At 70.5% G+C, this 26,496-nt stretch carries 23 protein-coding genes; 12 read left to right on the top strand and 11 right to left on the bottom strand.

Features of this window, described 5'->3' with window-relative positions; all coding sequences use genetic code 11:
* Positions 1-13 precede the first annotated feature (13 nt).
* From SGFS_RS36190 to SGFS_RS36165, 6 genes are all read left to right on the top strand, one after another.
* Positions 14-1,060, top strand: a complete 1,047-nt coding sequence (locus tag SGFS_RS36190; RefSeq protein ID WP_286256371.1) for an ABC transporter substrate-binding protein — start codon at positions 14-16, stop codon at positions 1,058-1,060.
* 139 nt (positions 1,061-1,199) lie between these two features.
* Positions 1,200-2,057: a siderophore-interacting protein gene (locus SGFS_RS36185; protein WP_286256370.1), complete on the top strand. Its 858-nt coding sequence runs from the start codon at positions 1,200-1,202 to the stop codon at positions 2,055-2,057.
* A gap of 181 nt (positions 2,058-2,238) precedes the next feature.
* Entirely contained in the window at positions 2,239-3,681 is a 1,443-nt protein-coding gene (gene desA, locus SGFS_RS36180; RefSeq protein WP_286256369.1) for a lysine decarboxylase DesA, read from the top strand.
* On the top strand, positions 3,665-4,942 hold the full coding sequence (locus SGFS_RS36175) for a lysine N(6)-hydroxylase/L-ornithine N(5)-oxygenase family protein (protein WP_286256368.1): 1,278 nt from the start codon (positions 3,665-3,667) through the stop codon (positions 4,940-4,942). Before desA ends, SGFS_RS36175 begins: the two co-directional genes overlap by 17 nt.
* Positions 4,939-5,484 (top strand): GNAT family N-acetyltransferase, encoded by a 546-nt coding sequence (locus SGFS_RS36170; protein WP_286256367.1) that lies wholly within the window; start codon positions 4,939-4,941, stop codon positions 5,482-5,484. Before SGFS_RS36175 ends, SGFS_RS36170 begins: the two co-directional genes overlap by 4 nt.
* Complete coding sequence (locus tag SGFS_RS36165; RefSeq protein ID WP_286256366.1) at positions 5,481-7,253, top strand: IucA/IucC family protein; 1,773 nt, start codon at positions 5,481-5,483, stop codon at positions 7,251-7,253. The genes SGFS_RS36170 and SGFS_RS36165 overlap by 4 nt, the downstream gene beginning before the upstream one ends.
* 129 nt (positions 7,254-7,382) lie before the next feature.
* Here SGFS_RS36165 and SGFS_RS36160 read toward each other — a convergent pair whose 3' ends face one another.
* Complete coding sequence (locus SGFS_RS36160) at positions 7,383-8,072, bottom strand: TetR/AcrR family transcriptional regulator C-terminal domain-containing protein (RefSeq protein WP_286256365.1); 690 nt, start codon at positions 8,070-8,072, stop codon at positions 7,383-7,385.
* A 70-nt stretch (positions 8,073-8,142) separates the two neighbouring features.
* Between SGFS_RS36160 and SGFS_RS36155 the strand changes: the two genes are divergently transcribed.
* Complete coding sequence (locus tag SGFS_RS36155; protein WP_434028110.1) at positions 8,143-9,624, top strand: FAD-dependent oxidoreductase; 1,482 nt, start codon at positions 8,143-8,145, stop codon at positions 9,622-9,624.
* Positions 9,625-9,646: 22 nt separating this feature from the next.
* Here the strand turns inward: SGFS_RS36155 and leuE are convergent, their stop codons facing one another.
* From leuE to SGFS_RS36140, 3 genes are all read right to left on the bottom strand, one after another.
* Positions 9,647-10,303 (bottom strand): leucine efflux protein LeuE, encoded by a 657-nt coding sequence (leuE, locus tag SGFS_RS36150; RefSeq protein ID WP_286256363.1) that lies wholly within the window; start codon positions 10,301-10,303, stop codon positions 9,647-9,649.
* Between the two features lie 75 nt (positions 10,304-10,378).
* Entirely contained in the window at positions 10,379-11,200 is an 822-nt protein-coding gene (locus tag SGFS_RS36145) for a hypothetical protein (protein ID WP_286256362.1), read from the bottom strand.
* Positions 11,201-11,368: 168 nt separating this feature from the next.
* Complete coding sequence (locus SGFS_RS36140; protein WP_286256361.1) at positions 11,369-12,949, bottom strand: acyl-CoA mutase large subunit family protein; 1,581 nt, start codon at positions 12,947-12,949, stop codon at positions 11,369-11,371.
* A 228-nt stretch (positions 12,950-13,177) separates the two neighbouring features.
* Between SGFS_RS36140 and SGFS_RS36135 the strand changes: the two genes are divergently transcribed.
* Complete coding sequence (locus SGFS_RS36135) at positions 13,178-14,035, top strand: L,D-transpeptidase family protein (RefSeq protein WP_286256360.1); 858 nt, start codon at positions 13,178-13,180, stop codon at positions 14,033-14,035.
* 238 nt (positions 14,036-14,273) lie between these two features.
* On the opposite strand, the gene SGFS_RS36130 is transcribed toward SGFS_RS36135, so the two are convergent.
* The 4 genes from SGFS_RS36130 to SGFS_RS36115 form a co-directional block, all read right to left on the bottom strand.
* On the bottom strand, positions 14,274-15,473 hold the full coding sequence (locus SGFS_RS36130; RefSeq protein WP_286256359.1) for a hypothetical protein: 1,200 nt from the start codon (positions 15,471-15,473) through the stop codon (positions 14,274-14,276).
* Positions 15,473-16,159 (bottom strand): RNA polymerase sigma factor, encoded by a 687-nt coding sequence (locus tag SGFS_RS36125; protein ID WP_286256358.1) that lies wholly within the window; start codon positions 16,157-16,159, stop codon positions 15,473-15,475. Before SGFS_RS36125 ends, SGFS_RS36130 begins: the two co-directional genes overlap by 1 nt.
* A 383-nt stretch (positions 16,160-16,542) precedes the next feature.
* Positions 16,543-17,412, bottom strand: a complete 870-nt coding sequence (locus SGFS_RS36120) for a hypothetical protein (protein ID WP_286256357.1) — start codon at positions 17,410-17,412, stop codon at positions 16,543-16,545.
* A gap of 117 nt (positions 17,413-17,529) precedes the next feature.
* Positions 17,530-18,147 carry an RNA polymerase sigma factor gene (locus SGFS_RS36115; RefSeq protein WP_286256356.1) on the bottom strand — a complete coding sequence of 206 codons (618 nt, stop codon included), beginning with the start codon at positions 18,145-18,147 and terminating at the stop codon, positions 17,530-17,532.
* A gap of 308 nt (positions 18,148-18,455) precedes the next feature.
* On the opposite strand from SGFS_RS36115, the gene SGFS_RS36110 reads away from it, so the two are divergent.
* A complete protein-coding gene (locus SGFS_RS36110) occupies positions 18,456-20,975 on the top strand; it encodes an FG-GAP-like repeat-containing protein (protein WP_286256355.1) in 2,520 nt (839 codons plus the stop codon).
* Between the two features lie 99 nt (positions 20,976-21,074).
* Here the strand turns inward: SGFS_RS36110 and SGFS_RS36105 are convergent, their stop codons facing one another.
* The 3 genes from SGFS_RS36105 to SGFS_RS36095 all read right to left on the bottom strand — a co-directional run bounded on the left by SGFS_RS36105 (position 21,075) and on the right by SGFS_RS36095 (position 24,565).
* Entirely contained in the window at positions 21,075-21,638 is a 564-nt protein-coding gene (locus SGFS_RS36105) for a hypothetical protein (RefSeq protein ID WP_286256354.1), read from the bottom strand.
* Positions 21,639-21,878: 240 nt separating this feature from the next.
* Entirely contained in the window at positions 21,879-22,685 is an 807-nt protein-coding gene (locus SGFS_RS36100; protein ID WP_434028231.1) for a DUF4328 domain-containing protein, read from the bottom strand.
* 203 nt (positions 22,686-22,888) lie between these two features.
* Entirely contained in the window at positions 22,889-24,565 is a 1,677-nt protein-coding gene (locus SGFS_RS36095) for a beta-N-acetylhexosaminidase (RefSeq protein WP_434028109.1), read from the bottom strand.
* Between the two features lie 145 nt (positions 24,566-24,710).
* Between SGFS_RS36095 and SGFS_RS36090 the strand changes: the two genes are divergently transcribed.
* The 3 genes from SGFS_RS36090 (at position 24,711) to SGFS_RS36080 (ending at position 26,481) form a co-directional block, all read left to right on the top strand.
* Positions 24,711-25,328 (top strand): 2-oxo-4-hydroxy-4-carboxy-5-ureidoimidazoline decarboxylase, encoded by a 618-nt coding sequence (locus SGFS_RS36090; RefSeq protein ID WP_286256352.1) that lies wholly within the window; start codon positions 24,711-24,713, stop codon positions 25,326-25,328.
* 275 nt (positions 25,329-25,603) lie between these two features.
* Positions 25,604-25,984: a succinate dehydrogenase, cytochrome b556 subunit gene (gene sdhC / locus SGFS_RS36085; RefSeq protein ID WP_286256351.1), complete on the top strand. Its 381-nt coding sequence runs from the start codon at positions 25,604-25,606 to the stop codon at positions 25,982-25,984.
* Between the two features lie 5 nt (positions 25,985-25,989).
* Positions 25,990-26,481, top strand: coding sequence for a succinate dehydrogenase hydrophobic membrane anchor subunit (locus SGFS_RS36080; RefSeq protein ID WP_286256350.1), 492 nt, complete (start codon positions 25,990-25,992; stop codon positions 26,479-26,481).
* The last annotated feature ends 15 nt before the right edge of the window (positions 26,482-26,496 follow it).

The following is a 26,496-nucleotide window of genomic DNA, read 5'->3' as shown; positions in this document are numbered from 1 at the left end:
AGTAGCCACACACATGTCCAACGCCAGAGCCGCCCATCTCACCCGTCGTGGCCTCCTCGCCGCCGGTGGCGCACTCGGCCTCGGTGCCGTGCTCGCCGCCTGCGGTGACGAGTCGAGCGACAGCGCCGGCTCCGGCAAGGAGACGCCCGCGGCCAAGTCCGGCCCCTGGAGCTTCAAGGACGACCGCGGCACGACCGTGAAGACGGACAAGACCCCGGCGAACATCGTCGCGTTCGTGGGTGTCGCCGCCGCGCTGTACGACTACGGCGTCGACGTCAAGGGCGTCTTCGGCCCGACCAGGACGCAGGACGGCAAGGCCGACGTCCAGGCCGGCGACCTCGACATCAGCAAGGTCACGGTCCTCGGCAACACCTGGGGCGAGTTCAGCGTCGAGAAGTACGCGGCCCTCTCCCCCGACGTCCTCATCACCACGATGTTCGACGACGCGGGCACCCTCTGGTACGTGCCCGAGGAGTCCAAGGACAAGATCGCCAAGCTCGCCCCGAGCGTCGGCATCTCCGTGTACGACCGCCAGCTGACCGAGCCGCTGCAGCGCATCTGGGAGCTCGCGGAGTCCCTCGGCGCAGACATGAAGGCCTCCTCCGTCACCGAGGCGAAGAAGAAGTTCGAGGCCGCCGCGACCCGGCTGCGCGCCGCCGCCAAGGCGAAGCCCGACCTCAAGGTCCTGGCCGGTTCCGCCAGCCAGGACATCTTCTACGTCTCCGGCACCAACCTCTCCATCGACCTGGAGTACTTCAAGGCCCTCGGCGTGAACTTCGTCGAGCCCTCCGAGAAGGCCAAGGCCGAGGGCGGCGGCTGGTACGAGAGCCTCAGCTGGGAGAACGTCGACAAGTACGAGGCCGACATCATCATGATGGACGACCGGTCGTCGACGATTCAGCCGGCGGACATCACCGAGGCCACATGGAAGAAGCTGCCCGCGGTGAAGGCCGGGCAGGTCATCTCCCGTTCGCCCGAGCCGATTCTGTCGTACGACAAGTGCACGCCGCTGCTCGAAGAGCTGGCGGAAGCGATCGAGAACGCCAAGAAGGTCGGCTGAGCGTGGCATGTGAGCCGCGGACCGACTGCGGCTCGTCGCGCCCGCGCGGCGGAGCCGCATAGTGTCCCGGCCCCGCGCCCCTGAAGGAACCGGGGCGCGGGCCTCCACGACTCGCTGACGTCGACTCAGGAGCCATCTCATGACGACGGCCGTAGCCGCCCCGTTCCGTTTCTTCTCCCTTCAGGTCGTGCGGACGACGCGGCTCGGGCCGTCGCTCGTCCGGGTCTCGTTCGCGGGGGACGACCTGCGGCACTTCCACTCCGACGGCCGGGACCAGTCGCTCTCCCTCTTCCTGCCGCACCCGGGGCAGGACGCCCCGGCCGTGCCCCACGAACTGGGCGAGGGCTGGTGGCAGGGATGGCGTGAACTGCCGGACGACGTACGGGCGGTGATGCGCTCGTACACCCTGCGGGCCCTGCGCACCGACGCCCACGGTACGACCACCGAGATCGACATCGACTTCGTGCTGCACGGCGTGGAGCCGGGCGCCGCCGTGCCCGCCGGACCCGCCTCCCGCTGGGCCTCGGCCGCCGGGCAGGGCGACCGTGTCGTCCTCCTCGGCCCCGCGATCGCCGACAACCGCGCCATCCGTTTCCGTCCGCCCGAGGACACCGACCTGGTGCTGATCTGGGGCGACGAGACGGCCCTGCCCGCCGCCTCCGCGATCCTGGAGTCGCTGCCCGCCGGTACGCCGGCCCGGGTGTGGCTGGAGGTCCACCACGCCGGGGACGTCCAGGACCTGGTCAGCGCGGCCGACGCCCACATCACCTGGCTCGTGCGCGACGAGGGTGCCCCAGCCGCGCTCGACGCGATCCGCGCCGCCCGGCTGCCGCCCGCGGAGCTGCCGTACGCCTGGATCGCCGGTGAGTCCGGGCGGGTCAAGGAGCTGCGCCGGCATCTCGTGCGGGAGCGCGGGATCGACAAGCGGCGGGTGACGTTCGTCGGTTACTGGCGTGAGGGCCTGACCGAGGAGCAGTTGCGGGAGCAGGGCGACTAGTCGGCGGACGCGTATACGGCGTGGCCTGAGTGACCGGAGTGACCGAAGTGACGACAGTCACGGGTGAGTCAGGCCTTCGCCCACATTAGTTAGGTTAGGCTTACCTAAGTTGGACGATGTGATCATCCCCCGCACTCACCTCTCCGTCCCACCCGGACCGCCCCGCTCGGAGGACCTCCCCATGCGCTCGCACCTGCTCAATGACACGACCGCGGAGCGGTACCGCCGCACCGTGACCGAAGGCGTGGAGCGGGTGGCGGCCAAACTCGCCACCACCGACCGACCGTTCACCGGTGTCACCGTCGACGCCCTCTCCCCCCGCATCGAGCAGATCGACCTCGACAAGCCGCTGCACGACACCACCGCGGTGCTGGACGAGCTGGAGGACGTCTACCTCCGCGACGCGATCTACTTCCACCACCCGCGCTACCTGGCCCACCTCAACTGCCCGGTCGTCATCCCGGCCGTGCTCGGCGAGGCCGTCCTCTCGGCCGTCAACTCCTCCCTCGACACCTGGGACCAGTCGGCCGGCGGCACCCTGATCGAGCGCAAGCTCATCGACTGGACGAACGAGCGCATCGGCTTCGGCGAGGCCGCCGACGGCGTGTTCACCTCCGGCGGCTCACAGTCCAACCTCCAGGCGCTGCTGCTCGCCCGCGAGGAGGCCAAAACCGACTCCCTCGCCAAACTGCGCGTCTTCGCCTCCGAGGTCAGTCACTTCAGCGTCAAGAAGTCGGCGAAACTGCTCGGCCTCGGTCAGGACGCGGTCGTCTCCATCCCCGTCGACGCCAACAAGCGGATGCAGACGGTCGCCCTCGCCCGTGAGCTGGAGCGCTGCACCAGCGCCGGCCTCGTCCCCATGGCCGTCGTCGCCACCGCCGGCACCACCGACTTCGGCTCCATCGACCCGCTGCCCGAGACGGCCGAGCTGTGCGCGCAGTTCGGGGCCTGGATGCATGTCGACGCCGCGTACGGCTGCGGTCTGCTCGCCTCGCTGAAGCGCCGCGACCTCCTCGACGGCATCGAGCGCGCCGACTCCGTCACCGTCGACTACCACAAGTCCTTCTTCCAGCCGGTGAGTTCCTCCGCCGTACTGGTCAAGGACGCCGCCACCCTGCGCCACGCCACCTATCACGCGGAGTACCTCAACCCGCGCCGCATGGTGCAGGAGCGCATCCCCAACCAGGTCGACAAGTCCCTCCAGACCACCCGCCGCTTCGACGCGCTCAAGCTGTGGATGACGCTGCGCACGATGGGCGCCGACGGCATCGGCCGGCTCTTCGACGAGGTCTGCGACCTGGCCGGGGAGGGCTGGCAGCTGCTCGCCGCAGACCCGCGCTACGACGTGGTCGTCGAGCCCCGGCTGTCCACTCTGGTCTTCCGCTACATCCCCGAGACCGTCACCGACCCGGCGGAGATCGACCGCGCCAACCTGTACGCCCGCAAGGCCCTGTTCGCCTCGGGCGACGCGGTGGTCGCGGGCACCAAGGTCGCCGGTCGCCACTATCTGAAGTTCACCCTGCTCAACCCCGAGACCACGGCCGAGGACATCGCCGCCGTACTCGATCTGATCGCCGGCCACGCCGAGCAGTACCTTGGAGAGTCCCTTGACCGCGCTTCCTGAACCCGCCGTGAAAACGCACGACTTCATCGGCATCGGACTGGGACCCTTCAACCTCGGCCTCGCCTGCCTCACCGAGCCCATCGCCGAGCTCGACGGGATCTTTTTGGACTCGAAGCCGGCCTTCGAGTGGCACTCGGGGATGTTCCTCGACGGCGCCCACCTCCAGACCCCGTTCATGTCCGACCTGGTCACCCTCGCCGACCCGACCTCCCCGTACTCCTTCCTCAACTACCTGAAGGACTCGGGCCGCCTGTACTCGTTCTACATCCGCGAGAACTTCTACCCCCTGCGGGTCGAGTACGACGACTACTGCCGCTGGGCCGCGAACCGGCTGAGCAACGTCCGCTTCGACACGACGGTGACGGAGGTGACGTACGAGGACGACGTGTACCTCGTACGCACCGAGGCCGGTGACGTGCTCCGCGCCCGCCACCTCGTCCTCGGCACCGGCACGCCGCCGCACATACCGGGGGCCGCGCAGGGTCTGGGCGGCGACTTCATCCACAACTCCCGCTATGTGCAGCACAAGGCGGAGCTGCAGAAGAAGGACTCGATCACGCTGGTCGGCAGCGGCCAGTCCGCCGCCGAGATCTACTACGACCTGCTCAGCGAGATCGACGTCCACGGCTACCGGCTGAACTGGGTCACCCGCTCCCCGCGCTTCTTCCCCCTCGAATACACCAAGCTCACGCTGGAGATGACCTCCCCGGAGTACATCGACTACTTCCGCGAGCTGCCGGAGGCCACGCGCTACCGGCTCACGGCCCAGCAGAAGGGCCTGTTCAAGGGCATCGACGGAGACCTCATCAACGAGATCTTCGACCTCCTCTACCAGAAGAGCCTCGGCGGCCCGCTCCCCACGCGCCTGCTCACCAACTCCGCGCTGACCAGCGTGAGCCACGAGAACGGCACCTACACGCTGGGCCTGCGCCAGGAGGAGCAGGAGAAGGACTACGAGATCAGCTCGCAGGGCCTGATCCTGGCGACCGGCTACAAGTACACCGAGCCGGAGTTCCTGCGGCCGGTGAGAAGCCGCCTCCGCTACGACTCCCAGGGCAACTTCGACGTGGCCCGCAACTACGCCATCGACACCACCGGCCGCGGGATCTTCCTGCAGAACGCGGGCGTCCACGCGCACAGCGTCACCTCGCCCGACCTGGGCATGGGCCCGTACCGGAACTCGTACATCATCCGCGAGCTGCTCGGCACCGAGTACTACCCGGTCGAGAAGACGATCGCGTTCCAGGAGTTCGCCGTATGAACCTCACCTTCCGTCCCCTCGACCCCCTCAAGGACGCCGAGCTGCTCCACGGCTGGGTCACGCACCCCAAGGCCGCGTTCTGGATGATGCAGGACGCGAGACTGGAGGACGTCGAGCGGGCCTATATGGAGATCGCGGCGCACGAGCACCACGACGCGTTCCTCGGTCTGCACGACGGCGAGCCGGCGTTCCTGATGGAGAGGTACGACCCCCGGTACGTCGAGCTGGTCGGCCTGTACGAGCCCGAGCCCGGCGATGTCGGCATGCACTTCCTGGTCGCCCCCACCGACCGCCCCGTCCACGGTTTCACCAAGGCCGTCATCACCGCCGTGATGGCGGAGCTGTTCGCCGATCCGTACACCCGCCGGGTCGTCGTCGAGCCCGATGTCACCAACAAGGCGGTCCACGCCCTCAACGAAGTCGTCGGTTTCGTCCCCGAGCGCGAGATCGACAAGCCGGAGAAGCGCGCGCTGCTCAGCTTCTGCAGGCGAGAGCAGTTCTTCGAAAGGCACAGCCTGGCCGCACGAGGAGTGGCTGTATGACCCTGTCCGATGCCGTGGCGCATCTGTCCCCCCACCACTGGGCACGGGCCAACCGCCTGCTCATCCGCAAGGCCCTCGCCGAGTTCGCCCATGAGCGGCTCATCACGCCGGAGGCCACCGCCGACGGCCGCTTCGAGGTCCGCAGCGACGACGGCTCGACCCGCTACGGGTTCACCGCCGTCCGGCGCGCCCTCGACCACTGGCAGGTCGACGCCGACTCGATCTCCCGTCAACGAGACGGCGTCGACCTCCCTCTGGCCGCCCTGGACTTCTTCATCGAGCTGAAGCGGTCCCTCGGCCTGAGCGACGAGATCCTCCCGGTCTACCTGGAGGAGATCTCCTCCACCCTGGCCGGCACCTGCTACAAGCTCACCAAGCCGCAGACGCCGGTCTCCGACCTCGTGGACAGCGGCTTCCAGGCGATCGAGACCGGGATGACCGAGGGCCACCCCTGCTTCGTCGCCAACAACGGCCGCCTCGGCTTCGGCGTCCACGAGTACCTGTCGTACGCCCCCGAGACGGCGAGCCCGGTCCGCCTGGTCTGGCTGGCCGCGCACCGCTCACGGGCGGCGTTCACGGCGGGCGTCGGCATCGAGTACGAGGCGTTCCTCCGGGACGAGCTGGGCGCGGAGACGGTCACCCGCTTCAACTCCGTGCTCACCGAACTGGAGCTGAACCCCGCCGACTACCTCTTCATCCCGGTCCACCCCTGGCAGTGGTGGAACAAGCTCACCGTCACCTTCGCCGCCGAGGTCGCCCAGCGGAACCTGGTGTGCCTGGGTGAGGGTGACGACGAGTACCTCGCCCAGCAGTCGATCCGGACCTTCTTCAACAGCTCCAGCCCCGAGAAGCACTACGTGAAGACGGCCCTGTCCGTCCTCAACATGGGCTTCATGCGCGGCCTCTCGGCGGCGTACATGGAGGCGACCCCGGCCATCAACGACTGGCTGGCCGGACTCATCGACAGCGACCCGGTGCTGAAGTCGACGGGCCTGTCGATCATCCGCGAGCGCGCCGCCGTCGGCTACCGCCACCTGGAGTACGAGGCCGCCACCGACAAGTACTCCGCGTACCGCAAGATGCTGGCCGCGTTGTGGCGCGAGAGCCCGGTCGCCTCGCTCCTGGAGGGCGAGTCGCTGGCGACGATGGCCTCGCTGGTCCACGTCGACCACGAGGGCAACGGCTTCGCCGCCGCGCTGATCGAGCGCTCGGGCCTGACCCCGACGGAGTGGCTGCGCCGCTATCTGAAGGCGTACTTCACCCCGCTCCTCCACAGCTTCTACGCCTACGACCTCGTCTTCATGCCGCACGGCGAGAACGTCATCCTCGTCGTGAAGGACGGTGTCGTCGAGCGGGCGATCTACAAGGACATCGCCGAGGAGATCGCGGTCATGGACCCGCAGGCGGTGCTGCCGCCGGCGGTCGAGCGGCTGCGCGTGGAGGTCCCCGAGGACAAGAAGCTCCTGTCGATCTTCACGGACGTCTTCGACTGCTTCTTCCGCTTCCTCGCCGCGAACCTGGCCGAGGAGGGGGTCCTGGAGGAGGACGAGTTCTGGCGCACGGTCGCCGAGACCGTCCGCGACTACCAGCACTCGATGCCCGAACTCGCCGACAAGTTCGCCCAGTACGACATGTTCGCCCCCGAGTTCGCCCTGTCCTGCCTCAACCGCCTCCAGCTCCGCAACAACAAGCAGATGGTGGACCTGACGGACCCGGCGGGCGCCCTGCAACTGGTCGGCACCCTGAAAAACCCGATAGCCCCCCTGTAACCCCCAGACCGACGGGCACCCCGGAGTACGGTCCTCCGGGGTGCCCGTCGTATGCCCGGCCGCAGACCGGTGGGGGCCTGAAAAGACCAGGGCGCGGCCCGGGCCTTTCGGGGGCGCGGGGTCGTAGTCCTAGGGCGTGTTTCGAAAGTCCCGTCTGCCCCGCAGCGTCTCCCGAATCCCCACCAACACCGCCTCCAGGCCCACCTCGAACCCCCGTTCGTGGTCCACGAACATCTCCCGCCCCGCCGCCGCGGCCAGCGGATACTCCGCGAGCCGTGCCGCCCGGGCGTCGAGGTCGTACCCCTCGGCGCCCGAGGCCGGGTCGGGCCCCATGGCCTGCTCCTCGATGACGTAGCCGATCGTGTAGCTGTACGCCGTGAACCAGGCCCGCGCGGCCCCCGCCGGTGTGAACCCCGCGGCCGTGAGCATGCGCAGGTTCGCCTCCATGGGCTCGGCGTACGACATGTCGGTGAAGTGCGTGCCGCTGTAGACCTTGGCGCCGTCGCGGTAGCGCAGCAGGTGCTCGCGCAGGCCGCGCATCCTCGCGCGGAACCCCTCCAGCCAGTCCCCGTCGGGGCCCGGCGAGCCCGGCGGCAGCCGCGCCCAGTCCGCGGCCATCCGGCGGACCATCTCGGTCGCCATCTCGTCGAGCAGGTCCTGCTTGTTCTTGAAGTGCCAGTACAGGGCGGGGGCCTGGACGTCCAGCTCCTTGGCGATCGCTCGCAGGCTCAGGCCTTCCAGCCCGACCTCGTTCAGCAACCGCAGGGCCGTGTCGGCGACCTGCTTCTTGTCCAGCCTGGGGGAGTTTCGGGGAACCACGTTGACAGTTTAACGGCGTTAAGTACATGCTCGGAAGCGCCAGCAATTTAACGCTGTTAAGGAGATGGCCATGAAGAGCGCGGAAGACATGGAAACGGGCACCGAGACGGCTGCCTCCCCGGACGTCCTCGTCGTCGGCGCCGGCCCCACCGGCCTCGCCCTCGCCGTCGACCTGGCCCGGCGCGGGGTGCGCGCCCTCGTCGTGGAGCGGGCCGCCGAGCTGTTCCCGGGCTCGCGCGGCAAGGGGATCCAGCCGCGCACGATGGAGGTACTCGACGACCTGGGTGTCGTCGACGAGGTCCGCGCGTCCGGCGGCCCGGCCCCCGTGGGCATGGTGTGGGCGAACGGGCAGCGGCAGGGCGAGCACCGGATGTTCGAGTACGGGGAACCGACGGAGGCCGAGCCGTACCAGGGCCCGTGGCTGCTCCCCCAGTGGCGTACGCAGGAGATCCTGCTCGCCCGGCTGCGGGAGCTGGGCGGTGGCGTGGTCCTCGGCCGGGAGCTGACGGGCCTCGCCCAGGACCCGGACGGCGTCACCGCGTCCTTCACCTCGGGCCCCGAGGTCCGCGCCCGGTACGCGGTGGCCGCCGACGGCGGCCGTTCCACCGTGCGCCGGCTGCTCGGCATCGGCATGACCGGCGAGACGGTGGACCCGAACCCCATGCTGGTGGCCGACGTCCGCATTCGTCCGGCCGCGCTCGACCGGGACAACTGGCACTTCTTCCCGCCGGCCGCGGAGACCGACGGTTTCCTGGCGATCTGCCCGCTGCCGGGGACGGAGGACTTCCAGCTGGCCGCCCAGTTCCCGGACCGGGACGCGTCGGTCGACCTGTCCCTGGAGGGCGTACGCAAGGTCGTCGCCACCCGTTCCCATCTCGCCCCGGAGGATGTGACCGAGGTGCGCTGGGCCTCGGACTTCCGGCCCCGGGCGGCGCTCGCGGACCGCTTCCGGGAGGGCCGCGTGTTCCTCGCCGGGGACGCGGCGCACGTCCACTCGCCCGCCGGGGGCCAGGGGCTCAACACCAGCGTCCAGGACGCGTACAACCTGGGCTGGAAGCTGGGCGCGGTGCTACGGGACGGGGCGGACCCGGCCCTCCTCGACACCTACGAGGAGGAGCGGCGCCCGGTGGCCGCGCACATGCTCGGGCTGTCCACACGGGTCCACCGCGGCGAGGAACAGCGCGGCCGGGCGACAGAGCAACTCGGCCTCGGCTACCGCGACTCGTCCTTGTCCGTCGACACCCGCTCCGGCCTGCCGGCGAACGGCCTCCACGCGGGCGACCGCGCCCCCGACGGCCACCGCGGCGGCGTACACCTCTTCGACGCCTTCCGCGGCCCGCACTGGACCCTGCTGACGGTCGGCACGGACACACCTCTGCCGCCGCTCACTGTCCCGACCGTGCGCATCCCCGCGTACGAGGCGTACGGCACCGGCGTCTTCCTCGTCCGCCCCGACGGCTATGCAGGCTGGGCGGGTGCGACGGCGGACGGCCTGGCCGAGTACGCGACGCGCGTCGGAGTCGTTGTCGGGCGTGGCCGGCAGCAGGGCTAGGGCCCTAGGGCCCTTCTGGGCCCTAGCCGCTGGTGGCCAGCGACAGCTTCATGGCGAACCCGAGGAACAGTGCCCCCGCCGCCGAGGTGGCCCCCGCCGACAGCCGCTTCCGGCGGCGGAAGGCGGCGGCCAGCTTGGTGCCGCCGAAGATCAGCGCGCTCAGGTACAGGAAGCTCGCGAGCTGCGCGAGCGTGCCGAGCACGACGAACGAGAGGGCCGGGTAGGCATAACCCGGGTCCACGAACTGCACGAAGAAGGCGACGAAGAACAGGAGCGCCTTCGGGTTGAACAGGCTGATCACCAGCGCGCGCCGGAACGGCCGCTCCCCGGCGACGGCCACCTCACCGGCGGCCCCTTCCACCGCTTGCTCCCGCCGACTGCGCCACATCCCCCACGCCGCCCGCAGCATGCCCACCGCGAGCCACGTCAGATACCCCGCGCCCACGTACTTCACGATCCCGAACAGCACGGCATTCGCCTGCAACAACGAGGCGACGCCTGCGGCGCAAAGGGTCATCAACACGGTGTCCCCGCACCAGACGCCGACCCCGGCGGTGTACCCGGCCCGGATTCCGCGGCGGGCGGCCACGGAGAGCACGTACAGCGAGTTGGGCCCGGGGAGCAGGACGATCAGGACGAGGCCTGCCAGGTAGGTGGGGAGATCGATGACGCCGAACATGAGAAGGAGTGTCGCACGCGGGTACGACACTCCTTTTCGGGTTTCACGGGGCGAGACGGGCGTCCTGCGGACGGCTCACAACTCGAAGGAGATATCGCCGTCCCAGCCGGTGTCCGAGACGTCGGGCGTACCGTCGGCGACCTCCGACGACGTTCCGGGGCTCTCGAACGACCACCGGTCCCCGTCGATCTCCGCGTGGCGCACCGACTCGGCGATCCCCTGCGTCTGCACGAAGTCCTTGGCCGCCTCCAACTCCTTCTGCTCAGCCTTCTCTCGCATGCCCCGCACGGCGTCACTGAGCATCGTCACCGTCTTCCCGATCACCGAGGTCGGCATCATGTGGATGAGAAAGCCGCCGATCACACACCGAGCCGCCTCTGCCGCCAGGCCCTCGTGGTTCTTCAGCTCGGCGTGGACTCCTTGCAGCAAGGCGGCGTCGATGTCGCCGTGCAGGGCCGTGATGGTCGCCGACGCCGCGTCGTAGACCGTGGCGCCCTCCGGTTCCATGGGACACGTCAGGGCGATGACCGACTCGTTGCCCTCGCCGATTTCATGGAACTCGATCGCGAGATGCCGGGTCCGCTCGTTGACCCTCGCGATGGTCCACGGGGGCTCCATGTCCTCGATCAGGGACAACGCTTTGTCGAGGACCTTCTTCTCGTTGGCCAACGGGCCGACGTCGAAGGACAGACCCTCGAGGTCCGGTGAGGGCTTCTCGACGAACGGAAGGTCGAACTCGGGCTCGGGAACGGGAACGGGCTCGGGGACGGGCTCGGGAACGGGGACGGGGACGGGGACGGGAATAGGGACGGGACCGGGAATGGGACCGGCACCGGGAACGGGCTTGCGGCCCCGGGGCGACAACGGCACGTCCGGCTCGGCCTTCGGCCGCGGCACGCTTCTCGGCATCGATCGTCCGACGTTCTCCGTCCTCGGCCGCGGCATGTTCCGGCGCGGCCCACCCCATTCGAACCTCATCCGAGCCTCCCTGGGACAGCGGCCATGTGTCTCCTTGAGACGCCGCGGCCCGACTCCCGGGTTCCCGGGTTCCCGGGAAATCCCTGCTCAGAAGGCGTCCGACGGCACGTACGTCCCCCACACCTCACGCAGCGCGTCGCACACCTCGCCGACCGTGGCGCGGGCCTTCAACGCGTCCTTCATCGGATAGAGGACGTTGTCCGTGCCCTCCGCCGCCTTCCTCAGCTCCGCCAACGCCCTGTCCACCGCCGACTGATCCCGCTCCGCCCGCAGCCTCGCCAGCCGCTCCGCCTGCCGCGCCTCGATCGCCGGGTCGACACGCAGCGGCTCGTACGGCTCCTCCTCGTCCAGCTGGAAACGGTTCACGCCGACCACGACCCGCTCGCCGGAGTCGGTCTCCTGCGCGATCCGGTACGCGGAGTGTTCGATCTCGCCCTTCTGAAAGCCCTGCTCGATCGCCGCGACCGCCCCACCGAGATCCTCGACCCGGCGCATCAACGCGACCGCCGCCGCCTCCACCCCGTCCGTCATCTTCTCGATCACATACGAACCCGCGAACGGGTCCACGGTCGCCGTCACATCCGTCTCGTACGCCAGCACCTGCTGCGTACGCAACGCCAGCCGCGCGGACCTGTCCGTCGGCAACGCGATCGCCTCGTCGAAGGAATTCGTGTGCAGCGACTGCGTACCGCCCAGCACCGCCGCCAGACCCTGCACCGCCACCCGCACCAGATTCACCTCAGGCTGCTGCGCCGTCAGCTGCACCCCCGCCGTCTGCGTATGGAACCGCAGCATCAACGACTTCTCGTCCCTCGCCCCGAACTCCTCCCGCATCACCCGCGCCCAGATCCGCCGCGCCGCGCGGAACTTCGCCACCTCCTCCAAAATCGTCGTACGCGCCACGAAGAAGAACGACAGACGCGGCGCGAAATCGTCCACATCCATGCCCGCCGCCACCGCCGTACGCACATACTCGATCCCGTCCGCCAGCGTGAACGCGATCTCCTGCGCCGGCGACGCACCCGCCTCCGCCATGTGATAACCCGAGATCGAGATCGTGTTCCACCTCGGGACCTCAGCCCGGCAGTACTTGAAAATGTCCGCGATCAGCCGCAACGACGGCTTCGGCGGGAAGATGTACGTCCCCCGCGCGATGTACTCCTTCAGCACATCGTTCTGCACCGTGCCCGTCAGCCGGTCGGCGCCCACCCCCTGCTCCTCCGCCACCAGCTGATACATCAGCAACAGCAACGCCGCCGGCGCGTTGATCGTCATCGACGTCGACACCCTGTCCAGCGGAATACCGCCGAACAGCACCCGCATGTCCTCCACCGAATCGATCGCCACACCCACCTTGCCGACCTCACCGTGCGCGACCGGCGCGTCCGAGTCGTACCCCATCTGAGTCGGCAGATCGAAAGCCACCGACAGACCCGTCGTGCCGTTCGCGATCAACTGCTTGTAACGCGCGTTCGACTCCGCCGCCGTACCGAAACCCGCGTACTGCCGCATCGTCCACGGACGACCCGTGTACATCGACCGATACACACCCCGCGTGAACGGGAACCCACCCGGCTCACCCAGCTTCTCCGCCGGATCCCAGCCCTCCAGAGCACCCGGACCGTACACCGGCTCGATGGGCAGGCCCGACTCAGACTCGCGCGCCATGATCCATGCCTCCGCGTTGCTTGCCGCTCACTTGTTACTCGCCGGTACGGCGACCTTCGCGACGGACTGCAGCCGCGGCCGTGCACCCGGCGGAGGTCCGCGGGCTGGGACCTTGCTCACAACGATGCCCTGTAGTTCGGGGTCGCTCACCCCAGGGAAACATCTCCCTCAGGACCAGGCATGGGTGCGTCCGTTCGGCGGCGCACCGATGAGACGACGGGGGGCGCGATGCGTACCACGGGCATGCGGAAGTCGGTGGCCGCGGTCGCGGCACTCGTCCTGGCCGGAGCCTGCACGGCCCAGGCCGTGAACGGCGGTGGGGACGGAGACCGGCGCGGCCCGGTGCACATCGACGTCCCCAGCACGCCGAAGCAGGACGAGAAGAAGGAGAAGGAGAAGGACGGCGAGGGGGGTTCGTCCCGGGCGCCGAGTGCCTCGCCCGACGCGCCCGCCCCGGCGGTCCTGTGGTCCGAGGGCGACACGGGCCGGGACATACGGGAGCTGCAGGCCCGGCTTCGGCAGGTCGCCTGGCTCTTCGTGGGGCCGACGGGCACGTACGACGAGCTGACCGTCCGGGCCGTCAAGGGGTTCCAGGGCAAGCGCGGGCTGCCGCAGACCGGGAAGACGGACAGCGTCACCTGGGCGCGGCTGCTGAAGATGACGCGGGAGCCGGGCAAGTGGGACCTGTACGCGTACGGCGGGCAGCCGGCCGCCGCGCCGGACCCGCGCTGTGCCACCGGCCGTGTGCTGTGCATCAGCAAGACGAGCCGCACGCTGCGCTGGATGGTGGACGGTCGGACGCTGATGACGGTCGAGGTGCGGTTCGGCGCGCAGTACACGCCGACCCGCGAGGGCGTGTTCAGCGTCTACTTCAAATCCCGCCACCACTGGTCGACCCTGTACGACACGTCCATGCCGTACGCGATGTTCTTCAGCGGCGGCCAGGCCGTCCACTACTCGTCCGACTTCGCGGCCCGCGGCTACTACGGCGCCTCGCACGGCTGCGTCAACGTCCGGGACGAGACGAGGATCGCGGAGCTGTTCGCGCAGGTGCGGAACGGGGACAAGGTCGTCGTCTACTGGTGAGCGACGCGCGCCGCGACTTCGAGTGCTTCGGATTCTTCGACTTCGCGAGGGATTTGGGGCGCGGGCGGGACCGGGGGAACGTGTCCCACCCGCGCCTGGTGCACGAGCCGTAGGTACGGGGGGAACCCCGGCTCTGTGCGACGGCCGATGACCAGTCGGCTCACTCTCTACTGCGCTTCGACGGCCGAAAGTGTTACCCGCTTCGCCAAGGAATTTTTTGGGCTTGAGAAACCGCAGGTCACAGGCTTGCGGGAGTGGCGAGCTGGGGGGAAGCGGCCTCGATCTCGGTGCCGGCGCCGCCCTGGCCGTGGGGCTTGTTGCCGCCACCCTTGCCATTGCCGCCCTTGGTCTTGCCGCCACCCTTGTTCCGGTGGCCGTTGCCGCCGCCGCTGTTGCCGCCGTTGCCCTTGTTCCAGTGGCCGTTGCCACCGCTGTTGCCGCCGTTGCCCTTGTTCCTGCCGTTGCCCTTGCCGGTCTTGTCCTTGGCGGGGCGTGTGTAGTCGTCGCGGGAGTCGGCGTCGCCGCCGGAGGAACCGGCCGAGCCGGACGTGTTGCCGCCCCTGCCCTTCCCGCCGGAGCCGCCGGACACGCCGGAGCCGGGCTTCGCCCCGCCGCCGACGGACAGCAGGCCGTCGCAGTACTTCTTCACATGGCCCTTCGCGTCGCCGCCCGCCGCGTCCTCAAGGCTGCGCCGACGGTCCGCGTCCATTTCGTCGACGTTCTTGCCGTCGCGCACCTCACGGCACACGGCGAGCATCTCCTGCCACCACTGCTGGGAGCGGCCCTTCCCGTCACTGGTGTCGTCGGGCTGCCCGGTCTCGGCGGAGTCGTCCGGCGCGGCGCCCGCGTCGGCGCCGCCGTCCGGGGACTCGCCGGGCTCCGGCTCGCTCCGGACCAGGCCGCCGTCGGACGTGTCCTCGGGCGAGGGCGACACCAGCGGCCGGTCGGACGTACCGGCCGCGGGGACCGACACGGAGGGTTCCGGTTCGTCGTCGCGGAAGAGGGGCGGCAGCGCCCCGGTGCCGGCGGCCACGGCGATCCCGCCGAGCATCCCGGCGGCCAGCGCCGCGACCAGCCCGTATCGCGCGGGTCTGCCCCAGCGGGCCCGGCGGCCGCCCGGCGCGGGGCGCCCGAGACATACGAGACCGGCGTCGTCGGCGGGCGCGGAGTCATGCGTACGGCTGACCCGGCCCAGTGCCGTGGCCTCGTCGCCCTTGCCCGAGCGGGCCAGCCGGAACGCGGCCAAGGCGGCTTCCTCGCCGGGCAGTTCGGGATGTTCGGGGCTCTCGGCGGGCAGGTCGGCGGTGAGTGCGCCGAGCGCCTCGGCAAGCCGGTCGGCACGGTCGCGGACGTCGGCGTCGACGGCCTCCAGCGGCTCTCCGCGCAGCAGACGCTCCGCGGCGTCACGGTTGAGCCACTTGTACTGCTCGTCGGCCATCACATGTCCTTCTGCGTCCGCGAACGCGTATGCGTCACACCCGCGGACGTGGCCGCGCGTGCACGCGCTGCTCTCGGTGGGGGCACGGCGTCGAGGGCGCCACCGGATTCCGGATCCGTCTCCGACCCCCTCTCCGGATTGTCCCCGATCAGCTCGGCGAGCCGCTTCAGCCCCCGGTGCGCGGCCGTCCGGACGGCTCCGGCGCGCTTGCCCAGCGTCTCGGCGGCCGTCTTCGCGTCGAGGCCGACCACGACACGCAGCACCACCGCCTCCGCCTGGTCCTGCGGCAACTGGGCTATCAGCGACAGGGCGTGATCGGTGGCCAGGGCCTCCATCGCCTCACCCGCGGTGTCCGACTCGGCGGCCTTCCCGGTCAGTTCGGTCTCGTCGCCGCCTATGGCCGGGCGGCGGCCACGCATCCGTATGTGGTCGAGGGCGCGGTTGCGGGCGATCCGGGCGGCCCAGCCCCGGAACCGGTCGGCGTCACCGCTGAACCGCTCCAGGTCGCGGGCGATCTGCAGCCACGCCTCGGAGGTCACGTCCTCCGCCTCCGGATCACCGACCAGCGTCCGTACGTATCCGAGCAACCGTGGGTGCACGGCGCGGTACACAGTCCGGAACGCGGTCTCGTCCCCGGCCTGTGCCGCAAGCACCGCGGCGGTCAACTCCGCGTCGTCCCCCAGCACCCGTACGCGCTCCTCTTTGCGCCTAGACCGGCGCCGCTCTCGCGGACCGGGTTCTCGCCGTCGTGGTTCCTCAATTGCTGGTCGCGGTCCACAAGACCGCAGGTGGTGCGGTGGTCTTCCGCCCTGCGCGATCCGGCGCGAATGGCACGTTACGGCCTGAAACTGTTCCCCGTCCATGTCCGTAGAACATGCAACTAACTCGTGATGACGGCAGGTGTGACAGAAAACGCGGGCGCGGCGCTGTAGGTAGTACGGGTCGCCGCGCGGCCCGTGCCGCGCGACGGTCGGGGCCTCTCCTGTGGGGGGTGGCGGCCCCGACCGTTGCCATCGGCGGAGTCGGCCGGGTGTCTTGCGAGTACGGGGGTCTCGCGAGCACGCCGGCCTTACTTCGTTCTCCGGGCCTTGCCGCCCGAACCGTTGACCGAGCCGTTCGCCGAGCCGCCCTTCGCGCCGCCGTCCTTCGCGCCGCCGCCGGTCGTGCCCTCACCGGTGCCAGGGCCGGTGTCGGTGCCGGTATCCGTCGTTCCGTTGCCGGGCTTCTTCTCCGTACGTCCCTGCCCGCCGTCCACGGCCTCGTCGAGCCGGTCGGCGCAGTACGCGGCGACCTTGTCCGTGCCGCCCGCCGCGTCGGCCAGGCGCTTCCAGGCGGTGGAGTCCATGGCGTCGCCACGACCCTCCACCTGCTCGTACGCCCGGCAGTGGGCCTCGATGTCCTGAGCCGGGGAGGGGTCGCCGGCGGCCGAGCGGGCCCGGCCCGGAGCGGAGGCGGAAGCGGAGGCGGTGGGGGCGGGGGCGTTCGAGGCGCCGGGCTCGGCTTGGGCGCTGTTCGACGGGCGGGGCCGCGCGCCGTCGCCGCCTTCGTGGCCGGCGTCGTCGCGCGTGGCCGTGCCGACCGCCGCGTAGGCGACCCCGCCCACGGTCAGGCCCGCCAGGAGTACGGCCAGAGTGGTGCGGACGGTGTGCCGGGTGCGGCGCCGCGCGGCCGGGCGCCAGTCGTCGCGGCGCCGGGTGCGCGCGGTCCTGGCCCCCTGTTCGCGGGCGGCCAGGAAGGCGGCCACCGCACGTGCCTCGCCCTCGCTGTCGGCCTCGGCACGGCCGCGCACGGCGGCGACGAGGAGGGCGTCGACGGTGGAGACGGAGACGCCGGGGCCGGAGGCTCCCGGACCGACCGAATCGAACGTGTCGTCGGATGCGAAAGCGCCGTCGGATATGAAAGCGCCGTCGGCGGACGTACCGCCCTGCCGTTCACCCATGTCCGACTCCGCCCCTGCACGACGGCTTCCCGCACTGTTCGCCGTACTCGCTGATCCCGCTGTACTCGCTGATCCCGCTGTTGTCCCTGTGTTCGCCGTGCGTCCCGGCGCCGTCGTTCATCCCGACTCCCCCAGCGTCCTGGGGCCGTCTTCCGTCACACCTTCGGCGCGGAGCAGCTGGGCCAGTCGCTTCAGGCCCCGGTGGGTGGAGGTGCGGACCGCGCCCGGGCGTTTGCCGAGGACCCGGGCGGCGGCCGGGCCGTCGAGGCCGACGACCACGCGCAGCAGGACGGCCTCGGCCTGCTCCCGGGGCAACCGGGCGACCAGGGCCAGGGCCTGTCCCGTGGAGAGGGATTCGAGGGCCTGGTCGTGCGTACTGGCGGTGCCGGGAAGTTCCAGCAGGTCGGTCTCCAGGGCGGTGCCGCGCGGTCTGACCTTCTGGCGGCGCAGGTGGTCCAGGGCGCGGTGCCGGGCGATGGTCGCGGTCCAGCCGCGGAAGCCCGCCCCGTCGCCCTTGAACCGCCCGAGGTCCCGGGCGATCTCCAGCCAGGCGTCCGAGGCGACGTCCTCCGCGTCGTCCCCGACGATGCCGCGCAGATAGCCCAGCAGCCCGGGCTGCACGAGCCGGTACGCCACGGCGAACGCGGCCTCGTCGCCGGCCTGGGCCCGCGCGACGGCCGCGCCCAGCTCCCCGTCGTACGCCTGTACGCGGCGAGCTTCGCCTCCGTGGCCCAAGAGCTGTCCCCGTCAGTACGTAGTCCGTGTCCGGGGCCCCGGTGCATGGCTTCAGGTCCCCACGATGATCTGCGCCGGGCCCCGGCGAAGTGTCACAGCACGGTTCACGCAACCGAGCACCGGGCACTCCTCGTGACATGCACCACACGCGCCGCGCACGATGATGATGTTTGCGGCGCCCTGTGTGCTGAATGGAGGGCCGCCCGTGTGCCGGGCGGCGTGGCGGTGCTGTTCATCTAGGGGTGGGGCATTTGAAGCGCGGGAGTCGCGACAGCCAGGGTCGGAGCCGTGCGTACGAGCCGGTCGGCGTGAAGCGCAGGGCGTGGCTGACGCTCGGGGCGGTCGTCGTGGGCGGCGCGGGCGTGGTGTCGTACGACGTGGTGAGCCCGGAGGGCGGCGCGGGCACCTTCGACGCGCGGGCCGGGCGCCCGGCCGAGGTGCGCGAGCTACCGCTCACGGGCGACGGGCACAACCGACGCGTCCTGGCCCGCACCGACACCGAGCCGTTCTCCCTGCTCGGCGTCTCCTGGACCGGCGCGTCCACCGCGCTCGACGGCACGGCACAGGTGCGGACCCGCAGCGGCGGGACCGGTGCTTGGAGCGCGTGGCGGACCCTGGAGCCCGGGGCCGGGCGCGGGGCGTCCGAGCCGCTGTGGGTGGGCCCCAGCGACGGCGTCGAGGCCCGCGTCATGGCCGCCGGCGGTTCGTCGAGGGCCGGGCTGCCGAAGGGGCTGAAGGTCGACCTGGTCGACCCCGGGGTGACGGCGACGGAGCACAGGTCTCCGAACGCGTCCGGCACGGACAACAGGGCCGAAAACCCGGTCAACGTGGCCTTCACGGTCGACGGCCCGCCGACGGACCCCGCCGACTCCCCGGCGACCGCGCCGACCCCCCTCGCCTCCACGGTCACCCGTCCGCCGATCGTCAGCCGGGCCCGCTGGGGCGCCGACGAGTCGACGGTGACGGGCACCCCGGAGTACCTCGACAAGATCAGCGCGGTCTTCGTCCACCACACGGGCGGCACCAACTCCTACAGCTGCGCCGACTCCCCGGCGCTGATCCGCGCGCTGACGGCGTACGACGTCGAGGGCGGGCTCGGTGACCTCGGCGCCAACTTCGTCGTCGACAAGTGCGGCCGCATCTACGAGGGCCGCGCGGGCGGCACGGACGTGTCGGTGCGCGGCGCGCACACCCCCGGTTTCGACGACGACTCGGTGGGCGTCGCGGTCCTCGGCGACTTCGAGGGCACGGCCAAGCCGTCGCGGGCCGCCCTGGAGTCCGTGGCGCGGCTCGCGGCCTGGAAGCTGGGCCAGTACGGCGGCGACCCGACGGGGACGGTCACGCTGACCGCGTCGGAGGACACCGGCACGTACGCCAAGGACGAGCAGGCCACGCTGGACGTGATCTCCGGCGGCAAGGACGCGACGACGACCCTCTCTCCCGGCGCGAACCTCTACGCCGATCTCGCCGAGGTCCGCCGCTACGCCGCCTCCCCCGGCCGCAACTCCGCGATCCCGACCGCCGACTACAACGGCGACGGCACGGCAGACCTGGTCGCCGCGACCCCGAAGCCGAGCAGCGGCTCGATCACCCTCGTGCCGGGCGGGGTGAGCGCCCCCGTCTCCTCCTCGAAGGTGCAGCTCACGCAGTCCAGCACGGGTGTCCCGGGCGCGTCGGAGTCCGGCGACCAGTGGGGCGCGGCCACGGCGTGGGGCGACATCAACGGCGACGGGTACGCGGACCTCGCGATCGGCGCGCCCGGCGAGGACGACACCACGGGCCATGCGGACCGCGGGGCCGTGACGATCCTCTACGGCCCCTCCTTCACCGCCGGCGCCGACACGATGGCCCTCGGCGACGACTACAACCCGAACAGCGCGCGGTTCGGCGCGACGGTCGCCGTCGGCGACTTCAACGCCGACGGCAGGGCGGACGTGTTCACCGCGGCCACCGGTACGGGCGGCAACTGGGCGGCGCGTTTCAACGACGGCCACGAGGTCGCCGGTGACATCACCACCGTGACGGGTTCCCTGGCGTACGCGGACGCCACGTCCGGCGACTTCAACCGGGACGGCTACGCGGACGTGGCGCTGAACTACCGGGACGCGTCCGGCGTCAGCAAGGTGGTGTGGTTCAAGGGTTCCAGGTCGCTGGGGCTGACGAAGGTGGCCACGCTGACCGTGAAGGGCGGCCGCGCGATCGCCGCGGGCGACGTCGACGGGAACGGCTACGACGACATCGTCATCGGCCAGCCGTACACGTCCGAGTCGGGCGGCAGCGCGGGTGGGCAGGTGACGATGCTGCCGGGCACGTCGACGGGCTTCACGACCACGGGCATGACCACGATCCACCAGGGGACGGCGGACGTGGAGGGCGCGTCGGAGTCGTCGGACGCGTTCGGTGCGTCGGTGTCGGTGGGTGACGTGGACGCGGACGGGTACGCGGACGTGCTGACGGGCGCGCCCAACGAGGACATCACCCGTGCCGGGATGAACCGCGCGAACGCGGGCTCGGTGTGGCTGCTGAAGGCCACGTCCGCCGGGCTGACCGGCAAGGGTTCGCTGGCCCTCTCCCAGGACTCCCCGAACATCGCCGGTTCCACGGAGACGGACGACAAGTTCGGCTCGGCGGTGTCGCTGACGGATGTCACGGGCGACGGCTGTGCCGACCTGTTGATCGGCGCGGAGGGCGAGGACACGGGCAACGGCACGATCCTGTACGTGCCGTCGGTCAACGGCACGCCGACGACGACGAAGTCGACGTACTACGGCCTCGCCCAACTCGCCACGGCAACGGCAGCCCGCCTGGGCCAGTCGCTGACCCCGTAGGTCCCCCTGGGCGGTGCCTTTCGTCTGTCGGCTGCGAGCCGCCCCCACCGGCTCGCAGCCGCCGACGAACCCCACCCGCCCGAGCTCAAAGGCGCACGTTCAACCCCGCCCTCGTGCCCGTCGCGACACGACGGCCCGCAACACCCGCCGCCCCTCCGTGGACACCTGCAGCGCCTGCCGCACCCCTGCCACCCCATGCCCCGCGAGCAGCTCCAGCACAGCGACCTGCCGTCGAAGCTCGGCAGCGACAAGGTGCGACATCTGCTCCGTGCGCCCCTCCCGCCCATCCACCACGGAGTCCGCACCGCCACCACTCCCCGGATCCAACAGCACATGAATCCGGAGCGCGGCCAGGGAACAGTCGTCGGCCCACTCCCGCAACGCCTCGACAGACCGCTGGTCCGGAACAGCCGCGAGCATCCGCCGCGCGAGCACGACGGCCTCCTCCACGGGCTCGGCGCCGCCCGAAGCGACCGACGCCAACTCCCCCCGCACCTTCGCGACCCGCTCCCCCCACTCCTGTCCGTCCACCAGGCTCGCCCACAACGGCCGCAGCACGTCGTCGTCTCCCCCGAGAAGCGGTACGCAACGATCCAAACAAGCCAACCCGCTTGCCGCCAGACCGCGTTCGTCGGCCTGGGCGATCAGCTCCACCAGGCTCATCACGCCTCCCTCGATCCCAGCTCGATCCCAGTCGATTCCGTATGACGCACAGGACGCATATACGGAACTCGCACTTCCCCTTACTGCGTGCGACGGCCCGGGAGTGTCACAGGGACATCCCACGAGCCGGTCGAGCAACCGGAAGAGGATGTTTTCAGCCAATGGGCCCACTGGTCCAGGCTCCGAGGCAAGTACGTCACCCGGCCGCTCCCGCCCCCACGGTCCACCCGACGGCACTGCTCACACGGCGGACACGGCCTCGCCCTCGGGCGCACGCGGCCCGCTCTTCGCCTTGGCGTCCTGCATCCGCGTGAGCACCAGCACGAAGAGGATGGCGAACACGGCGGAGACGATGTCGAAGGCGTCCGAGAACAGCATCCGCTCGGTCGCCGCCACGATCTCCTCGGGCGTCTCGGCACCGCGGTACCCACGGGTGGCGACCTGGGAGGAGATCTGGTTGATCAGCCACAGCGTCCACCAGGCATTGACGAGCGCGTGCGACCGGGGCTTCTCCCAGGGGCTGCTCGCGTCCCAGGTGTCGATCGCGATCCGCCGCGGGAACCAGAGGTTCGCGAACGGCACGAACCAGCCGCCGATCGCCCAGCCCCGCTTCTTCTGATGCCCGAACGGCTCGAACACCTCGGCGTTGACCCGCACCCGGTGGAACCAGATCAGGAACACCACCGCGGTGGCGACATAGGAGGCCATCTGCGCGCTGCCCGCGATGCCGTTGAGCCAGTCAGCGCGTTCGGCCTCGTGAAAGGCCGCCTCGTACACGCCGTACGGCGACGGGCCCAACGCGTCGAGCAGCGTGAAGTCCGCCCACACGGCGAACAGGTCGGCGGCGATGACCGCGCCCAGCAGGACGGCGACCGCACGCCCCAGCCCCACCGGCGACCGCAGCCACGCGTCACCGTGCGGTGTCCGCACCGGCAGCCCCGCGCTCCCCGGCAGTCCCGGCGCCGGATGCAGATCCGCGGCCTCGCACCGCCGGCACAGTTCGCTCCCGAGTGGCGCGGCGTACTCGTCGCAGCGCTTGCACAGCATGGTGAGGCCCCCCGATGTGGTCACAGACGGAATGCGCGCTCCAAGCCGTGCCGGACCACCCGTTCCTCCCCAGAACCCCACGTCCGGCACACAGAGCGGCACAGCGACAGAACAGGCGGAAGATACGGTTCTTCCGCCCGGTCCGTCCACCGGTTTCAGCCCACCGGCCGCCGCACCACCCTCACCTCACCGGTCGTCCCGGCTCAGCTCACCCGCCCCGCCAGCGTCTTGAACTGCGTCCAGGTCAGCCCCGGCTTCGCCGGGTCCCACACCTTCTGCGCCAGCGCCCGCAACGGCATCCGCACCCCGGCGGCCACCTGCGCCTCGGTCTGCCGGTTCGCGAGGTCGCACCACACCGCGAAGGAACCGCCGAGGATCTGGCCGTCGTACTTCGCGGCGACAGCCGTCGTGCCGCGCAGCACCCTCGGCGTCCACTGCTCGTAGATGCGCTGCCCGGTCGGGTACTTGAAGGCGTTGGGCTCGCCGAGGACGTAGTACAGGAACTCGTCGTTGTAGTTGACGACCTTCCGCCCGGCGCTGAGGTACTCGACCGGCGGTCGCGCCCCGTACTCCTTGCCCGTCCAGTACGCCACCTGGAGCGACTTCGACGCCTGCACCGTGCCGCCCCGGAAGAACCCGTCGTTCCAGGCCCGCAGGGTCCGGTCGTGCGCGGCCATCACCTTGGCCCGGTCGTTGAGCCAGCCGGTGGCGAGGTCCTTGACGGTCGCGTTCGACCCGTACTTCTGCCGCGCGGCGGTGGCCAGCTGCGGATACGACGCCTCCGGGTTCGACACCACCAGCGCCTGGTACTCGTCCGCGCCGAGGTGCCAGTAGGCGCCGGGGAAGACGTCCGCGTACTCGTTCAGCAGATCGTCGATGATCTTGGCGGCGGCCGGCTTGGAGATGTCCACGGCCCCGCGCGTGGCGACCCCCTTCGCGTTGCGCAGCTGGAGGTCGGGGTGCGCGGCGATCACGGCCCCGAGGTGCCCGGGCGAATCGATCTCCGGCACCACGGTGATGTGACGGGCGGCCGCCAGCTGCACGATCTTCTTCACCTGCGCCTTGGTCAGGTGCTGCTGCGACACCACCTCGGGGTGGCTCGTGGACTCGATACGGAAGCCCTGGTCGTCGGAGAAGTGCAGTCCGAGCTGGTTGTACTTGAGGTCGCCCAGCTCACGGACGCGGTCCTCGATCCAGCCCGCGGTGAAGTGCTTGCGCGCGATGTCCAGCATGAACCCGCGCTGCGGCTTGGCCGGCTGGTCCTTCACGACGCCCTCGGGCGCCGTACGGCCACCGCGCACCTCCTGCTTGAGCGTCCGGGTCCCGTAGAAGACACCGGCCTCGGCGGGCGCGGCGATCCGCACCTTCCCGCCCTTCACGGTCAGCGTGTACGCCTCCGAGACCGACGGCTTCGTCCCGGTGAGCGCCAGCTCCACGTCCCCGGCCCGCGACTGCGCCTCACCGCCGTACGTGAGCCCCAGTTCCTTGGCGGTCAGCTTCCCCTCGTCGGCGAGCGCCCCGTTCCGTACGACGACCCGGCCGCCCTCGGCCGGCTTCCACCCGGGGCCCCGGGCCGCCTCGAAGCCCCGTACGGCCGGAATGGTCTGCGGCTTCTTGGAGAGGGCGTACGTGCGGGTGGGCGTCGGGGAGGGCGCGGGCGCTGCGGCCTCCTCGCTCACCGGCGCCTCGCGTGCCGCCGTCGAGGCGGCTCCGCCCGGTGTCTCCTTCGCGCCGTCCGGCCACACGGTCACGCCCACCGCGACCGCGCCGCCCGCCAGGACGACACCCACACCGAGAAGCAACCCCTTCGACGTCACAGACGTCTTCCTGCGGGGCGCCCGTCGCCGACCGCCGCGGCTCACGACGCACCTCCCACACATATCCGGCCCATGTCACGTACCTCTCCCGCACTTCTCCGTCACGACCTGCCTTCTCGAACCTACGCCGCCCAGCCGCCTCAACCGTCCACAACACGTTCTGAAACTCTGCCGTCCGGGTGAATTTCGGGCAGCGAACGGACAGCTCATGACCCACCTCGATAACGTGGTGGCACTTCTCGCGCATTTTTCCCTGCCGACCCCTACGCACCGCCGAGGATCCACGCTGCCTCCGCACCGTCTCCCGCACCTCCCCGGCCAGGTCGCCATACCGGAGCAGATCCACACCCCGAGCCAGACGGCCCTGGAGTGGTTCAACCACGCCCCCGCCGACGGCGTCGAGCAGACCCTCCTCACCTGCCTGCGCAGCCTCCGCTGGGCCCACCGCATCGCCGAGCACCGCCCCTACCCCGACCTGGACGCCCTCCTCGCCGCCGCGGACGAGGCGGCGTACGACCTGGCCCACGCGGACCTGGCGGAGGCACTGGCGGGCGAGCCGATGCCGACCCTCCCGGCAGACACCTACGGCGCCGCCCACACCGCCCTGAGCGCGGCCCACGCCGCCTACGAGGCCCGCTTCGGGCACGTGTTCGTCATCTGTCTCGACGGCGTCGCGCCGGACGAGCTCCTGGACCGCGTCCTCGAAGGCATCCGGTCACGATTGACAAACGATCCGGAAGACGAGCGGGTGGTGGCGGCAGAGGAGCTCCGGCGCCTCGCGAGACAACGGCTGACCAGCCTCCTCAGGGGTGCGAGGCCGTATTGATATGCGGCTCCGCCGCGTGCCGGCTCCGCCGCGTGGTCGCGACCAGCCGCAAATGACCCGCACCCGGCATACAACCCATAACCCCACCCCGGCCGCCGCCCGGTAGTCACCCTTACGTGCACCTTTGCATGCCGGTTTGATCACACCACCCTGCCCCGCGTAAGCGCCACAGGCAGTCGTCGCTACCATGGCCGGGGCCGGTGGACCGTACCCGGCCGGGTCAGACCGACAAGCAAGCCGGCCGGCCCCAATCCCCGCTCCCGGAGGGTTCTTCCGTGCCGGCTGGAACGCTGTACCGCGGCCGGGAAGGAATGTGGTCCTGGGTGGCTCATCGAGTCACCGGCGTCCTCATCTTCTTCTTCCTGTTCGTACACGTGCTGGACACCGCTCTCGTCCGTGTCTCCCCCGAGGCCTACGACAAGGTCGTGGCCACGTACAAGACGCCGATCGTCGCGCTGCTGGAGTACGGCCTCGTCGCCGCCATCCTCTTCCACGCGCTCAACGGTCTTCGGGTCATCGCCGTCGACTTCTGGTCGAACGGCCCCCGTCACCAGAAGAAGATGCTCTGGATCGTCGTCGGCATCTGGCTCGCGCTGATGGTCGGGGCCCTGTACCCCGTCCTCGGCCACGCCGCTCGTGAAGTCTTCGGGAGCTGAGGCAGATGTCCACCACTGAAACCACCGCAGCCGGCATCGGCCCCGTCGAGGGCGCCGGCGCGCTGTCGGGCTACAGCCCCGACAACCCGGCTCCGCTCATCGAGCCGCCCCGCAAGCGGACCAAGAAGACCCCGAAGTCGACCCGCGGCAACTTCGAGATGGCCGCGTGGCTCTTCATGCGACTGTCCGGCGTCGTCCTGGTCGTCCTGGTCATCGGCCACCTGCTGATCCAGCTCGTCCTCGACGGCGGTGTCTCCAAGATCGGCTTCGCCTTCGTGGCCGGCCGCTGGGCCTCCCCGTTCTGGCAGGTCTGGGACCTGCTGATGCTGTGGCTCGCGATGCTGCACGGCGCGAACGGCCTGCGCACGGTCATCAACGACTACGCGGAGCGCGCGAACACCCGGCTGTGGCTGAAGGGCCTGCTCTACACCGCCACGGTGTTCACCATCCTGCTGGGCACGCTGGTGATCTTCACCTTCGACCCGAACATCCGCTAGGCACGGGGTTGCGAG

The organism is Streptomyces graminofaciens, from assembly GCF_030294945.1.
Classification (GTDB): Bacteria; Actinomycetota; Actinomycetes; order Streptomycetales; family Streptomycetaceae; genus Streptomyces; species Streptomyces graminofaciens.
The sequence above is the reverse complement of the archived record's forward strand: the minus strand, read 5'-3'. Positions and strand labels throughout refer to the sequence as shown.

Excerpts from the sequence above, each read along its gene's own strand:
- SGFS_RS36130 (WP_286256359.1), bottom strand. The coding sequence starts at position 15,473 with ATGGCCGACGAGCAGTACAAGTGGCTCAACCGTGACGCCGCGGAGCGT.
- leuE (WP_286256363.1), bottom strand. The coding sequence starts at position 10,303 with ATGTTCGGCGTCATCGATCTCCCCACCTACCTGGCAGGCCTCGTCCTG.
- SGFS_RS36105 (WP_286256354.1), bottom strand. The coding sequence starts at position 21,638 with ATGAGCCTGGTGGAGCTGATCGCCCAGGCCGACGAACGCGGTCTGGCG.
- SGFS_RS36190 (WP_286256371.1), top strand. The coding sequence starts at position 14 with ATGTCCAACGCCAGAGCCGCCCATCTCACCCGTCGTGGCCTCCTCGCC.
- SGFS_RS36080 (WP_286256350.1), top strand. The coding sequence starts at position 25,990 with ATGTCCACCACTGAAACCACCGCAGCCGGCATCGGCCCCGTCGAGGGC.
- SGFS_RS36140 (WP_286256361.1), bottom strand. The coding sequence starts at position 12,949 with ATGGCGCGCGAGTCTGAGTCGGGCCTGCCCATCGAGCCGGTGTACGGT.
- SGFS_RS36170 (WP_286256367.1), top strand. The coding sequence starts at position 4,939 with ATGAACCTCACCTTCCGTCCCCTCGACCCCCTCAAGGACGCCGAGCTG.
- SGFS_RS36185 (WP_286256370.1), top strand. The coding sequence starts at position 1,200 with ATGACGACGGCCGTAGCCGCCCCGTTCCGTTTCTTCTCCCTTCAGGTC.
- SGFS_RS36100 (WP_434028231.1), bottom strand. The coding sequence starts at position 22,685 with ATGCTGTGCAAGCGCTGCGACGAGTACGCCGCGCCACTCGGGAGCGAA.
- SGFS_RS36095 (WP_434028109.1), bottom strand. The coding sequence starts at position 24,565 with ATGTGTGGGAGGTGCGTCGTGAGCCGCGGCGGTCGGCGACGGGCGCCC.
- SGFS_RS36120 (WP_286256357.1), bottom strand. The coding sequence starts at position 17,412 with ATGGGTGAACGGCAGGGCGGTACGTCCGCCGACGGCGCTTTCATATCC.
- SGFS_RS36165 (WP_286256366.1), top strand. The coding sequence starts at position 5,481 with ATGACCCTGTCCGATGCCGTGGCGCATCTGTCCCCCCACCACTGGGCA.
- SGFS_RS36155 (WP_434028110.1), top strand. The coding sequence starts at position 8,143 with ATGAAGAGCGCGGAAGACATGGAAACGGGCACCGAGACGGCTGCCTCC.
- SGFS_RS36135 (WP_286256360.1), top strand. The coding sequence starts at position 13,178 with ATGCGTACCACGGGCATGCGGAAGTCGGTGGCCGCGGTCGCGGCACTC.
- desA (WP_286256369.1), top strand. The coding sequence starts at position 2,239 with ATGCGCTCGCACCTGCTCAATGACACGACCGCGGAGCGGTACCGCCGC.
- SGFS_RS36090 (WP_286256352.1), top strand. The coding sequence starts at position 24,711 with ATGACCCACCTCGATAACGTGGTGGCACTTCTCGCGCATTTTTCCCTG.